Consider the following 13,752-nt stretch of genomic DNA (forward strand, 5'->3'; position numbering starts at 1 on the left):
AACACACTCAATCTAAGACTTGTGGCGAACTTCGAAACTCACTCGGATTTTGCCCAGTTATCCTTGAAAACTCCCTATTAAAATTCGACTTGGTCTGAAAGCCTGAACTTAGGAAGATCTCAGTTATCGCTTCATCAGTTTGCTTCAAGCGAGTCTTAGCGTGTTCAATCCGATAGGCGTTAATCACCTTCGAAATGTTCTGTTGGTGAGTTTGATTAACCGCAGACGATATCTTGCGAGCAGGAATGCCCAGCTTTCGTGCCAAGCGATTGAGAGACAGGTCAGGATCCTTGAATACTTGGTGATCTCTCATTAATGCATCGAACTTAGCCATGATCTGCGTGGCCTCTTCTGCTTGGTCTTCATCTAAGCTGCTCGCGAGTGTAGTCGATGTATCGACCTCTTCTGGAGAGCGTTGTGACATGGCAGATACAGCCTGCACCTGAATAGTTTTTTCTTCGACAGGCGTGCTCATACTGACCACTATCACAGCGGACACAATGGCTGGAATAAGGACAAGGTAACTAATCGATAAGATCAGATTGGTGTGCTGCGCATCCAACAGCAAGATATCGAAAGAAAGCGCACTATCAACCAAGGCTGAGAATAGCAGCATTACACCTGCAACTCGTTCAGCAACCAACACTTTCGATACATCGGTCAGCCGCACTTGTTCCGGTACGCGCAGCGACGACTTCAGCAGCAAGCTACCATATCCGAGATAGAGCAAGATCAGCAATACATCAAGAGTTCCCGCCCAGAGTCGCATATAGAAAAGTGAGCCAACTAAAACAGCAATCGGGCCTAGCCAATGCAAATGTGTACTGGATTGGCTTCGATGAGCTCCCGAAAAACAGAGCCAAGCCGCCACAGGAACACAGGCACCGAGAATGGGTTGTAAGAAGCGAAACAACGTAATATCAAACGTCCACCGAAGGCCCACTACCGTCACCATCAACGCGCACAGAATGATAAACCAAAATGGCTTTTGACTGGTTTGTGGGTAACGGCATCGAAGCAGCACACCTGTCATCAATAACAACAGCGCCGCGACAAATGGTAAAGGAATGGCAAGCATCAACAGTCCGTTTAAGTTCGAGAAAAGATCACTTCTCCTTCAGCACTTCATTAGCGAAGTAAGTGAGCGAATCAGTGATACATATTGAATATCAATCTATGGTAAATCATTCCTCAGATAAAAATCTAGAGCGAAACCTTGATGGCGTTAAACCAATGATTTTCATAAAGACTTTTCGAAAGCTATTAACGTCTTCATACCCAACTAAGTAGCTGATTTGTTCTACTGGTTTATGGGAACTTTCCAGTAGCTCACACGCACTTTGAACACGCACATGTTGAATATAGTTAATCGGAGTCAAGGTCGTCGCTTTAGTAAATTGTCGAATAAAGGTTCTTCGCGTCATAAAGGCTTCCTCCGCCAATTGATCAAGTGTCAAAGGAAGGTGGTGATTCTTTTGAATAAAGCGCTGCACTGAGACAATCTTGTCATTCCCATGAGCATAGTTAGGCACAAAACTTTGGTAGTAGCGCTGCTCTCTCAACCCCGTATCCAACACCAGATACTTACCCAAATTACGCGTATTAGTCGGCGTCGTGTATTTCGTCAGGATAAACAGAGCCAAATCCATCCACGACATCAAACCACCAGCAGTAATGATGTCATCGTCATCGATCAGGATTTTGTCGATATCGACTTTAATCTCAGTATGTAACTCCGAAAACAATTGTTGAGCTTGCCAGTGCGTAGTGACGGTTCGCCCTTCCAGTAATCCGGTTTGAGCAAGAATGAACACGCCTGCACACGCTGAGCACAATATTGCACCCTTTTGATGAGACTCAATCAAATAATCCGTTAGCCTATCATCACGCTCTAGGTAGTAACTGCCATCTAGGTTTGGCGGCAATAAAATGATATCGGCTTTAGATTCTTCATTTGAGTTGGCCGATGAAACCGATAAGTCGCCATAAGGCTTAATATCAACCTGGAACTGAACCGTTTCACTTTCAGAATCAAGGCTGTTCGCCATCTGAAGAAACTCTTTTACTCCAAACACAGCGCTCTGCAGAGAGCCTGGGTAATCGATAATTTCGACCTTTACTGATTTTGTCACTATTGCCATATAGTCTGTCATTTTTGACGTACGTTAAAAAACACAGGGTAGTCATAATATCCCTACACCGCAACACACTAAATACAAAGGTATAGACTATGAAGAACACAGCCCTACTACTTATCGACTTTCAAAATGACTATTTCCCTTCATACGAAGATGCAAAATGGCCACTATCTGAAACAGAAAAAGCAGCCGAAAAAGGTGCACAGTTATTATCAGCTTTCAGAGATAAGCAACTTCCTGTGGTTCATGTACGTCATGAGTTTCCGACGAATGATGCTCCGTTCTTCTTGCCAGAATCAGACGGTGCTCAAATCCACAGCAGCGTGGCTCCGCGAGAAGGTGAGCCAGTCATCGTAAAGCATCAAATCAACAGCTTTAGAGATACAGAACTGAACAAAGTGCTAAAAGAGCAAGGCGTTGAAAAACTGATCATCGTTGGCGCAATGAGCCACATGTGTATTGATGCCGTGACTCGTGCAGCAACCGATTTAGGCTATGAATGCCACGTAGCGCATGATGCTTGCACAACCTTAGACATGGAGTTCAATGGCGTTAAGGTTCCAGCAGCGCATGTCCATGCCGCATTCATGGCTGCACTGAGCTTTGGTTATTGCAATGTCGCGACAGCCAGTGAGCTAGAAAGCCAACTTTAGTCAGACTCAAAACCGCCGACATGGGCGGTTTTCTTTTAAGCTAAAACTTTAATAATTCTGCCTATCGGCTTTCGATAGCTTGCTCTTCTTCAGTTTTGTATTCTTGCGTACTTAAATTCGGAATCAACAAGGCAACGGACACCGCGGTGAGCATCCCAACCGCTAGTATCAAAAACATCGACGCAAATCCTGCTGTTGCTGAGTAGACAGAAGAAATAAGCCAATAAGCAATTGGGGCGGTACTGAAGCTCAAGGTGTATTTGAGAGCATAGATTCTAGAACGCCACGCTGGTGCGGAGTAGTGCCCAATCAACCAGTCATTAACCGGGATTTGCGCATAGGTGCTAAGCATCAACCCCATAAACACGGGGATAAGCCACCACCCCTGCACCACAGTCGTCAATAACAAAAACACCAACTGGCAGCCCGTAATCAATATCAACAGCTTTTTGACTGACATGCGCTCAATCAGTTCGCCGATCGACAACTGGATAAAAGCTGCACATACAAAAATGAACGTCGTTAAAGCCCCTGAGAAACCAATTGATGAAGTCAGTTGAGTGTTCAACACCTTAGGCAGAGATGTTGCTGTGGTTTGAAAAACAAGACCACCGACAAAAGCTATCAGTCCAATACAGGCGATTAGACGAGCAATCTTATTAGCAGCAAGATTATGCGTGTTGTTATTTTGCTTGCCCTTGTGCAGACAAGCTTTAACGTCGCAAACATAGCTGTAGACAATACCAACCAAAATGCAGACAACACCGGGGAGAATAAATGACAGCCTCCAAGAAAGTGTCTGTGATAAATACGCCGTCACTACTGCTGCTAGCGCTAACCCCAGATTGCCATACAGGCCATTCACGGCAATCGCTCTACCTGTTTTTTCAGCAGAACCGAAAACAAGTGCAGTGCCAACGGGATGATAGATAGAGGCGAAGAAGCCGATAACACACAGGCCAACGCTAATTTGAAAAGCATCTTGGGCAAACCCAGTCGCAATTGCCGCTGTACCTGTACCAAAAAAGAATGCCTTCATTAATCCTGTGCGGCTCCAATAGTCGGCAAGCCAACCTACTGGTAAAGACATCACGCCGTAAACAATCATTGCTGCACTGCCAACGCTCAATAGCTCGGCGTAGCCCATCCCCCACTCTAAATGCAGCGTCAGCACTGCACTTGGGAAAATAAGCAAAACATAATGATTGAGACCGTGGCCAAGATTGAGAGATAACGAATTGAGTAAACGCTTCATGATAGAACCTTATTAATCGGTGACATCAGAAGTTTAACTGTCTATGATTTGTCTCATAGACAACAATAAGACAACCTTTTACTCAAATGAGCCAAACACCCAAAGCCATCGGTTCGACCTCAAACGCCATTACCTTGGAAATCGAGCAACGACCTGCAGTCGTAGTTCCCAAGTCATATCCGAATGGGTTTGTTATCGACTGGCATTTTCACCGTTATCATCAATTAGTGTGTGCAAGCAGTGGTGTTATGGCGGTAGAAACAGAAAATGACTTGTGGCTGATTCCACCACAACGCGCGGTTTGGGTCCCTGCTTATCAAAAACACATGGTCTACATGTATGGTGATGCCGAGATGAAGAACCTCTACCTGCATCAAGACATCGATCTCGACTTACCCAGTGAAAGTTGTGTGCTTAACATATCGGCCATGCTGAGGGAGATCATCAATCACCTTTCTGAGTCTGCCGAACAGGCTGCTCAAGATACCTTCAGTCAGCCTTATCGAAACTTGATACAAGTGGTGTTGGATCAGCTGAAAGTCGCACCTCAAGCCTCTGTGAATATTCCGGTACCTTCCGATAAACGGTTAGTTCCGATCTGCGAAGCGATCTTACAAGATCCTGCAAGTAACCAATCACTAAAGGAATGGGCAGAACTAGCCAACGTCAGCAGTCGAACGTTGAGCCGTATGTTTAGAAGTGATTTAGGGATGTCTTTTATCGATTATCGACAGCAAGCTAGATTGTTTAGCGCTTTGAAATTACTGGCAAATAATCAACCCGTAACGACCGTTGCTTTAAGTTGTGGTTTTTCCAGTCTAAGTGCTTTCAATCAGCTCTTTAAACTCAACTTTGGAGTCACTCCAGGTAAGTTTTTCAGTGCCCCTTTGTTGACTGCATGATAATAACAGACACAAAAAAGGCGCCAATTAAGGCGCCTTCTTATAGAAACGAGGTCTAGTTATGCTGTTGCAGTTTGACGCGCTGGATGTTTGATAAACACAGCGACAACAGCCACGATAGCCAATGCGAAACAGTAGTATGAGTTAGAAACGATCTCTAACGGCGATAGGTTAAATACCGAACCTAATAACAATACCTGCGCACCGTAAGGCAACACGCCTTGAATCACACAAGAGAAAATATCCAATAAGCTTGCAGAGCGACGTGGAGATACGTCGTTCTCTTCTGCTAATTGACGAGCAACACTACCAGAGACAATGATCGCTACTGTGTTGTTTGCAGTACACATGTTCACCATTGACACCAAGCCTGCGATGCCTAGCTCACTTGCGCGGCCATTTGCTTGCTTAGAGTGAGAAGAGCCAAATGCGCGAATCAAGCCGCTCACTAAGTTAGTCAGGAACGCTAATCCACCTTGGCGACGCATCAGCTCGCTCAAACCACCGATCAGCATCGACAGTAAGAAAATTTCCTGCATGTTGCCAAAGCCAGCATAGATATCTTGCGCGTAATCCGTTAAACCGTAGTTCTCCAGAGAACCTAAGCTAACGCCACCCGCCAGTAAGATACCGATGGTTAGCACAACAAACACGTTCATACCTGATACTGCAAGAATCAAAATGGTGATGTACGGCAGTACTTTCAGCCACTCAATAGCACCCGTTTCTGGCACTTGAGTTGCCGTGCTGTTAAAAGCAAAGATAACAATCGCGATAAGTGCAGCAGGAAGTGCAATACGGATATTCTCTTTAAACTTGTCTCTCATCTCACAGCCTTGCGAGCGCGTAGCAGCAATCGTGGTATCAGAGATGATTGATAGGTTGTCACCAAACATCGCGCCACTTAAAACAACGCCCGCTGTCAGTGGAATGCTCATGCCAGCTGAATCAGCAATGCCCAGTGCAACAGGGGCTACCGCCGCGATGGTGCCCATCGACGTACCCATTGCTGTTGCGATGAAAGCAGAAATTAGGAAGATACCCGGCAGAATCATGCTCGTCGGGATTGCCGATAAACCAAGGTTTACCGTCGCATCCACACCACCAGAAGCCTTAGCAACCGCCGCAAAAGCACCTGCCAATAGGTAGATCATACACATTGCAATAATGTCTTTGTGACCGACTCCACTTAAGAACTGTTCGATAGCACGGTTCAATTTATCTTTGCTCAACAGCAGCGCCAACATCACAGCAGGTAGAGCCGCAATCGGAGCTGGAAGCTGATAGAAAGCAAAATCGACGCCTTGCAACGACAGGTAGGTACCTACGCCAATGAACAGCGTAAGGAACACAATCAGAGGGATAAGCGCCACTGCCGAAGGGGCAATGACCGCATTAGAATTTTTTGAATTGGACATGGAACGACAACACTATAGAACAGGAAGGAGAGCAGACTAATGTCACACTTAGGACTTGTCAACGTCTAGACGTCTAAACGCCCAATATAATGCAAAGTAATAAGAACTCTATTGAACATCACATAATAGAAAAGGCTATTTACTCACCAGTAAATAGCCTTTCGAGAACAAATTACTTATACGTGAAACAGAGTTTTAGAGAGCTGCTTTCTTAGCAAATAGAGCTAATAGATAACTTAGCGCTTTTGTGTGAAAGTCACTTGGTACTCTCCGATGCCATCATAAGCAACGGTTGTTAGCTCATCGAAGTCAAGCTCAACCACACCACAGTAAGACCCTGTAATGATTGCCTCACCCGCTTCAAAACTGACTCCACGCTTGGTCATCGTATCGATCAACCAGTAAACGGGATTTTGAGCTAATGCGTTAGGGTGGGTGCCAGAAAATGCCTGTACTTTTCCAGCTTGAGTTATAGCAACTTCGACCTTGGCAGCCGCAAACGCTTTATCTTTCTCTATTTCAGGACCAAGAAATAGGCCTTGGTTTGCCAAGCAATCGGCTAAAACTTCGTAAAACTCTGCACCACTGTCATCAGCAAAGCGAGATTGAATCAACTCCAACGCCATACGACATGAACCAATTGCATCATTGATTTGTGCTTCGCTGTAACCTTTTGGGTTCGCAGGCAATGACTTAGTCAGCACAAAAGCGATTTCTGGCTCAACTCGGGCTACCCCTTTGCCTGGCACAGACCCTGTGTCTGCGAACAGTTCACAAGCATCTCCTTGCTGCACGTTGTCAGCGAAAATAGGCGCTACGATAAATTTATTTTCTGCAAGAGGTAACAGACACTTCCAGCCCCCCACTCTATCTGCGCGAATTTCAATCATTGCTTCTTGAATGGCTAACGCATCATCTAAACTGGTTGGGCGATATTGTTCGATTAATCTTGGCGCTTTAGTTCCCGCTGTGCGACGGCTTAATAACTCTTTAGCCGCCTGCTCAAATACACTTGTCATAATATACCGTTTAATTTAGAACGATTAGAAATAGGCTTGGGCAATGGCATCACTCATGTAATGGTTGCACCATAAAGTGTTCAAAGGCCTATTGTCACATGTCCCGCAAGTGAACACATACTGCTAAGTCAATATATTAAAAGAAAAGCCAGCACCTGATGATCAGATTGCTGGCTTTTTGAATATGTCGTTGCCGGACAAGCACTACGTGCCTTTCAGCGTCTTCTTAAGATTTTGCATGAAGTTTCTGAAGTGAGGCATGAAATCAACAAACAGAGGGTGTTTCCTATCTTGCATCATCAACGGCCCCAGTAAGCGAATACTTACACCTAGTCTCGTTGCGGATTGCTCATCTAAGCCACTGTCCTGCTTGAGCTTATCTACAATCGCGAACATGTTTTCTCTATCTTCAATTTCAAACTGCATGGTTTGCAGTTCACGATCTTCCTTGATGTTCACTTCTTCGATAGTAATACGGTAGTGATTGTGTTTGCCTGTGATTGTTTGCATTGTCATTACTGCCTCCTAACTTGAATTCACGAACAATTAAGTTGATAATGTCAACTATAAATACAGTAGTTGATAATATCAACTACATTTCTAAGGATCGTTTATGTCTGATAACACATCGTTAGAGTCTATCTTTCGCTTAGTACACTCTTTGAAACGCCAAATGAGTGAGCAGATTGAGAGCTTGGATTCTGAGATCGCACCTATGAATATTCGTGTCATGAAGATCATTACTAAGAAATCTCCATGTACCGCTATCGATATCGCACACTTCCTAAACCGCGATAAAGCACAGGTCACGAGATTAGTTAATGCTTTGATCAATCAAGAACTTGTGAAGAAGTCTCCAAACCCTGAAGACAAACGTAGCCAGTTGTTGGTACTGACTAGTAAAGGTGAAGAGATCATGACTAAGGTTTCGAATATTGATCGAGAGATGCTACAGAGAATGACTAAAGGCATGAACGAAGATGAGCTAGAACAGTTCAGCCAAATAGCGAACAAAATGGCTCAAAACCTAGAAAACACACCTAAATAATAAGCTGCCCTTTCAAATAAGCCGCTGCTTACATAAAGCAAAAACGCCACCGAATCGTAAGATCGTTGGCGTTTGTGTATCAGCTAACTTTTACATCGATGCCCGTTATAAAGACTTCGACTAAAATCGTCGTTCTAGTTTGATGCCAATTTCCACCATGCTTGCACGGGCACTGGTTCTGAAATTACTAAACGTTCACCCATCACAGGGCTTACCATCTGTACGTCTCGTTCTTTGCTTATCGCTAAGGCTTGTTCCATTGGGTCTTGCCAGTCATGCATAGAAAGATCAAATGTACTGTTGTGGATCGGCATCATCACCTTACCTTTAAGGTCGATGTGCGCTTGAACGCTCTGCTCTGGGAACATATGAATATCGGCCCAAAGTGAATTGTACGCGCCTGTTTCTACCATGGTTAAATCAAACGGCCCGAAGCGCTCGCCAATCTCTTTAAAACCATTGAAGTAACCAGAGTCACCACTAAAGAAGGCTTTTTTGTCTGAAGCTTTGATAACCCAACTCCCCCACAATGTTTGGTCACGGTCAAGCAAGCCACGACCAGAGAAGTGTTGTGTTGGCGTCAAAGTAAACTCGATATCTGACGCTGTTGCCGATTCCCACCAGTTCAATTCGATGATTTTCTCTTTATCCACGCCCCACTTTTCAAGTAGTGCACCAACTCTGAGTGGCACCAAGAATGTTCCCACTTTATCGGCTAATACTTTAACGGCACCTTTGTCTAAATGGTCGTAGTGATCATGGCTAATAACCACCACATCGATATTAGGTAATTCTTGCAGTGAGATAGGGGTCGGGTGGAAGCGCTTTGGTCCCATCCATTGCACTGGAGATGCGCGATCACTGAACACAGGGTCAGTCATCACTAGCTTACCATCCAGCTTCATCATCACACTTGAGTGACCTAAACGATACGCAACGTCTTCTTGCTCTTCAATCAGCTGTTCCGCAGTCATGGGAATTAGAGGCAATGCGGTTCGTGGCACTGGCTCATTTCTTTCTACAGTTACATACGCCTTCAAGATTGAAAAAATATCAGACATACCCGACTTGTACTCTAACTCACTGTTAGCAAACTTCTTCGGAAGCTTATCTAGATTGTCATTTGATTGTGAACCTGTGCTTACGATAGCGACCACGGCAAGTACTCCTAAAATCGGTAATAGATATTTTTTCATTGGTATCTCTTCAACTGTTGGGAAAGCCCAACTCAAAAACTACACTGAATAGTTTACATGCCAAAAAACAAAAGTAAACCAGTGAGTGTAATTTTTTATTCGTCAAATTTAGAAAAGAAGCACTCCGTATACCGAGCACAGACCAATGTGGACATCTTAAGTCTGTACAAATATCGCACAGCACTCATTTCTATACTTCATTGATTGACCAGGAAGTCAGGTTTTAATTAACATTGAATTTACAAATGAAATTGAATGTTTTTAGAAGGGAATCTAAATTGCAATTGACTATACGAACCAAAGCGATACTGGCGACGATCGTCGCTGCTCTTGCCATTATTAGCGTGATGGGAGTGTATTCATTTCAATCAAGCCGGGCTATTTTGATTGATAGAACCTTCGAGCGAGAATTACCAGCTTCACTCGGTGAGGTGAGTAATGAAATAAACCTCAAGTTAGAAACGCCTATTCTTGCATCAAAGATGATGACGCTTTCGCCTTTAATGCAGCAAACCACACTTTCGGAAGAAGAGCTTCGAACCTATCTTCAATCTGTTAAAAATGAGTTCAACGCGATCAGTGCCTATTACGTTTCCAACGAAGCGAGCACTTACTACACCCACAATGGTGTACTAAAAACGATCTCTACCAATGAACAAAGCGACCAATGGTTCTACCGATTCATCGAGTCAAATCAGCCATTTGAGCTCTCTTTGGATATTGACGCAGCCACCGGAATCCCAGCACTGTTTGTTAACTATGTGGTCACTCGCAATGGTCAACGTATTGGCGTGACTGGTATTGGCTTAACGCTGGAAAGTATTACCCAGTTGATCAGCAACTATAACGTCGGTGATAGCGGCATTGTTTTTCTTGTCGATCAGCAAGGGAGCATCAAGGTTCACCCAGATAAAAATCTGATTGGACGTTCACTAGACTCTGTAGGAATTAAAGCTAATCAGTTAATCGGCAGCAAACAAACCGTCGTTCATGAGGCCATCGTCGATGGTCAGCCGCTAATTCTGGGCTCCAAAGCGATGCCAGGCATAGGTTGGACTCTGATTACACAAATTCCCAAGCAGGACGTATTAGGTGAATTAAATGGCTTTAGCCAAACCATCATCTTTATGGCTCTGCTCATTGCTGCCATTTATACGCCGATCGCAGCATGGGCGACCAACAAGCTCTTGCTGCCGTTTGTGGAAGTGGCCGAGCGATTACAACAGATAGGGAAAGGCGGTGGTGACCTCACCTTTCGCTTAGATGATTCTCGACATGACGAAATTGGACAAATCGCGAAAGGCTACAATCAATTCGTGCAATATCTAAGTGACTTACTCAAAGATGTCTCAAACACAGGAATCCAAATCTCTGAATCTATCCAAGGTGTCGATCATATGGCGCAGTCGATGGAGCAAGACATCAAACAGCAAACCAGCCAGATCGAACAAGTTGCAACAGCCATTCATGAAATGGGTGCCAGTTCTGACGAAATCGCCCAAAATGCCAATGGTGCCGCCGACAGTGCACAACATGCAGCGAGTGCAATCAGCATTGGTCAAAAGTCCGTTTCTGTCACTTCAGAAAGCATTGAACATATGAACAAGCAGCTCGATGACACAACGGAAATTATCAATCAACTCGCTCAAGATGCGAACTCTATCGATACCGTGTTAGATGTCATCAACAGTGTTTCAGAGCAAACCAACCTACTAGCTCTTAATGCAGCGATAGAGGCCGCTCGAGCTGGTGAACAAGGTAGAGGTTTTGCGGTAGTAGCAGACGAAGTAAGAACCCTCGCCTCACGAAGCCAAACCTCGACCGAAGAAATTCGAGGTATTATTGAAAAGCTCCAGCAACGTACTCAACAGGCTGTCACTGCCATCGAGACCAGCACCACTCTCGGCAATAATTGTCAGATTGAAGCCTCCAACTCAGAGCAACAACTCTCGAGCATTTCTCAGAGTGTCGATGAGATGAATGCGATGAACATGCAGATCGCTTCAGCAACGGGCCAGCAATCTAACGTCATCAACGAGATCTCACCGCACATCTCTGGCATTTCTGAAATAGCCAGAGAGAGCGATAGCATGATTGAGAAAACGGCTCAGGAATGCCAACACTTGCGCGCCAACGCCATGCATTTAACGAGTTTGGTTTCTCAATTCAAATGCTAGCTGACCACTTCCACTCAAGTTAGTCAGCAGACCATACATTCTTGAAATCTGGCCATCCCCAGTTGGTGATGGCTACGTTTTTCAGAATCCCTTGGAAACGCACGGTTTGTAAGTGATGGAACATCGGGACTAACCAGTAATCAGAAATCAGTGTCGATGCAATAGGTTCCAACTCATCCAAGTAGTTCGGCAATTCAACCGTTGCTTTGTGCTGATCTAATCGTTGCTTAAGCCAATCACTGTTCATCTCTCCAAGCGCGGAATGCAATACAGGGTCATTCATCAACCACGAGAACAACGAAGATGGCGCATTGTCATCGAGGTTCAAATTACACAACACCAAGTCTTCTTTTAAATCGCCCCGCTGAGAAAGCTGAGCTAATTCTCGAAAACTGTAGGTATTCACCTCAACTTCCACACCGTGTCGTTTAAGAATATCTGACACTGAAATAGCGCATCGATAAAGGGCATAGTAATTATAAACGGCAATGCTCAATTTCTTAGGCAACTCACTCTCTCTAGATGGCGTTCGATAAAGCTTCTGCCAACTTGGCAATATGTTCTGAGCCAAAGAGACACTGAATAAGCCTTGGTTTTGCTCAAGTTGCGTCAAAATAGCCTGTGGGTTTACAAGTGATGATAGGTACTTACGTTGTTCATCACTTAGCGAGTTAGCCGCTGAGTTTTGGTTAAATAGAATAAACAAACAACCGTCTTCGATTCGACTGCGAAGCCCGTCTGTTTCAGCAGACACCAACTCAGTGTCGCTCTTTCCTAATTGATGAAAACAGGCCGAATCTTCATACGGTGACACCTGCATTTGGCTGTCATCGAATCGAGCGCTACCAGTCATCGATTCCTCAAACTGCCAAATAGTCACCTCATCGGTTAAAGAGCGACAACCATAAAAGTGTTCGAATGCCGAGAGCTTGATGCGCTCGCTGTTGGTTTCAACAACTCTGAAAGGGCCTGTACCAATCACAGCATGAGAAGCTGAGTTTAATGGTGAAGGCTCACGGGTTACCTGTGCTGCCGGTTGAATCGAATACTTAACGCCAGCTAACAAACCCGCAAAGCCAGTATCCGCTTGGGTTAACTTAAAACTGATCCTTAATGGCTGCTCACTATAGACAGAAGAGACATGAGCCAACTCAGCTTGATAAAAAGGCAGAGCTTGTAAAGCAGTAAACAAAGCAACTAACTGTTTGGCATCAACAGGCTGCCCATCATGGAACGTCAAACCGGGGCGCAGATAGAAAGTCCAAACCAATTGCTCAGTGTCATATTCCCAGTGGTGAGCTAACTCTGGCTTCAGTTCGCCCTTGCCGTTACATGTCACTAAGCAGCTAAACACTTGCCTGATCAAAAATCGCTCACTACTGCGATGTATATGATGTGGAAACAGATCCTCAAACTTGCGTTTATAGGTTAATTGAACATGCAAGAGCCCTTCACGCATGGTCGCGCCGGAGGTTTCTTGGAGTAAAGAGCCAAACACAGCACGGTCATTATCTAATATGGAGAGTGCTTTTTCGTACTTGCCCTGCTCTATCAGCTTACTCGCAACATGCTGAGCCAATTCTGGATTGCTAAAGCGCAGTGTTAAGTTAGATCGTTGATTCCTGCCAACTTTTGGTTCCCACACAACCCATTCAGCTTGATGCATTTTACCTAACAGGGTTCGAGCGTGACGCAAGCTTGTAAACAACTTATCCGCCACTTCCGTTAAGGTCACTGAGTGGGAAATGTTTGGCTCGAACGATTCTAGCCGCGTGTAGTAACGCATCATGTTTAGATCAGACAAATAATGAACCTTTTAAACGTAGCTCTTCCTAATTAAGCCCATTATAAAACACAATCGTAAAAAAGTAGCGTGATATAACAAAAACAGGAACAAGAAATAAAAATCCCATCTGTTTTTTAGTTCCTCTTAATTAACCATAATG

Annotated in this window: 12 protein-coding genes; 4 read left to right on the forward strand and 8 right to left on the reverse strand. The window is 44.5% G+C overall.

Features of this window, described 5'->3' with window-relative positions; genetic code table 11:
• Positions 1-7: 7 nt before the first annotated feature.
• Both OCV56_RS19870 and OCV56_RS19875 read right to left on the reverse strand, forming a co-directional pair.
• A complete protein-coding gene (locus OCV56_RS19870; protein ID WP_086712527.1) occupies positions 8-1,078 on the reverse strand; it encodes a helix-turn-helix domain-containing protein in 1,071 nt (356 codons plus the stop codon).
• A 106-nt stretch (positions 1,079-1,184) separates the two neighbouring features.
• Complete coding sequence (locus OCV56_RS19875) at positions 1,185-2,141, reverse strand: GlxA family transcriptional regulator (RefSeq protein WP_086712526.1); 957 nt, start codon at positions 2,139-2,141, stop codon at positions 1,185-1,187.
• Positions 2,142-2,230: 89 nt separating this feature from the next.
• Between OCV56_RS19875 and OCV56_RS19880 the strand changes: the two genes are divergently transcribed.
• Complete coding sequence (locus tag OCV56_RS19880) at positions 2,231-2,791, forward strand: cysteine hydrolase family protein (RefSeq protein WP_086712525.1); 561 nt, start codon at positions 2,231-2,233, stop codon at positions 2,789-2,791.
• Between the two features lie 61 nt (positions 2,792-2,852).
• On the opposite strand, the gene OCV56_RS19885 is transcribed toward OCV56_RS19880, so the two are convergent.
• Complete coding sequence (locus OCV56_RS19885; RefSeq protein ID WP_086712524.1) at positions 2,853-4,046, reverse strand: MFS transporter; 1,194 nt, start codon at positions 4,044-4,046, stop codon at positions 2,853-2,855.
• A gap of 86 nt (positions 4,047-4,132) precedes the next feature.
• Here OCV56_RS19885 and OCV56_RS19890 point away from each other — a divergent pair, with 86 nt between their 5' ends.
• Complete coding sequence (locus OCV56_RS19890; RefSeq protein WP_086712523.1) at positions 4,133-4,948, forward strand: AraC family transcriptional regulator; 816 nt, start codon at positions 4,133-4,135, stop codon at positions 4,946-4,948.
• Between the two features lie 59 nt (positions 4,949-5,007).
• On the opposite strand, the gene OCV56_RS19895 is transcribed toward OCV56_RS19890, so the two are convergent.
• The 3 genes from OCV56_RS19895 to OCV56_RS19905 all read right to left on the reverse strand — a co-directional run bounded on the left by OCV56_RS19895 (position 5,008) and on the right by OCV56_RS19905 (position 7,895).
• Positions 5,008-6,366 carry a Na+/H+ antiporter NhaC family protein gene (locus OCV56_RS19895; protein WP_086712522.1) on the reverse strand — a complete coding sequence of 453 codons (1,359 nt, stop codon included), beginning with the start codon at positions 6,364-6,366 and terminating at the stop codon, positions 5,008-5,010.
• Positions 6,367-6,602: 236 nt separating this feature from the next.
• Complete coding sequence (locus tag OCV56_RS19900; protein WP_086712521.1) at positions 6,603-7,385, reverse strand: hydratase; 783 nt, start codon at positions 7,383-7,385, stop codon at positions 6,603-6,605.
• 204 nt (positions 7,386-7,589) lie between these two features.
• The gene (locus OCV56_RS19905; protein WP_086712758.1) at positions 7,590-7,895 is read right to left on the reverse strand and encodes a DUF3861 domain-containing protein; all 306 of its coding nucleotides are present in this window, start codon (positions 7,893-7,895) and stop codon (positions 7,590-7,592) included.
• Between the two features lie 103 nt (positions 7,896-7,998).
• Between OCV56_RS19905 and OCV56_RS19910 the strand changes: the two genes are divergently transcribed.
• Positions 7,999-8,433: a MarR family winged helix-turn-helix transcriptional regulator gene (locus OCV56_RS19910; RefSeq protein ID WP_086712520.1), complete on the forward strand. Its 435-nt coding sequence runs from the start codon at positions 7,999-8,001 to the stop codon at positions 8,431-8,433.
• 134 nt (positions 8,434-8,567) lie between these two features.
• Here the strand turns inward: OCV56_RS19910 and OCV56_RS19915 are convergent, their stop codons facing one another.
• On the reverse strand, positions 8,568-9,629 hold the full coding sequence (locus OCV56_RS19915; RefSeq protein ID WP_086712519.1) for an MBL fold metallo-hydrolase: 1,062 nt from the start codon (positions 9,627-9,629) through the stop codon (positions 8,568-8,570).
• 278 nt (positions 9,630-9,907) lie between these two features.
• Between OCV56_RS19915 and OCV56_RS19920 the strand changes: the two genes are divergently transcribed.
• Positions 9,908-11,806 carry a methyl-accepting chemotaxis protein gene (locus OCV56_RS19920; protein ID WP_228761192.1) on the forward strand — a complete coding sequence of 633 codons (1,899 nt, stop codon included), beginning with the start codon at positions 9,908-9,910 and terminating at the stop codon, positions 11,804-11,806.
• A gap of 19 nt (positions 11,807-11,825) precedes the next feature.
• Here the strand turns inward: OCV56_RS19920 and OCV56_RS19925 are convergent, their stop codons facing one another.
• The gene (locus tag OCV56_RS19925; RefSeq protein ID WP_086712518.1) at positions 11,826-13,610 is read right to left on the reverse strand and encodes an SgrR family transcriptional regulator; all 1,785 of its coding nucleotides are present in this window, start codon (positions 13,608-13,610) and stop codon (positions 11,826-11,828) included.
• Between the last annotated feature and the right edge of the window lie 142 nt (positions 13,611-13,752).

This window comes from Vibrio gigantis (genome assembly GCF_024347515.1).
GTDB classification, from domain to species: domain Bacteria; phylum Pseudomonadota; class Gammaproteobacteria; order Enterobacterales; family Vibrionaceae; genus Vibrio; species Vibrio gigantis.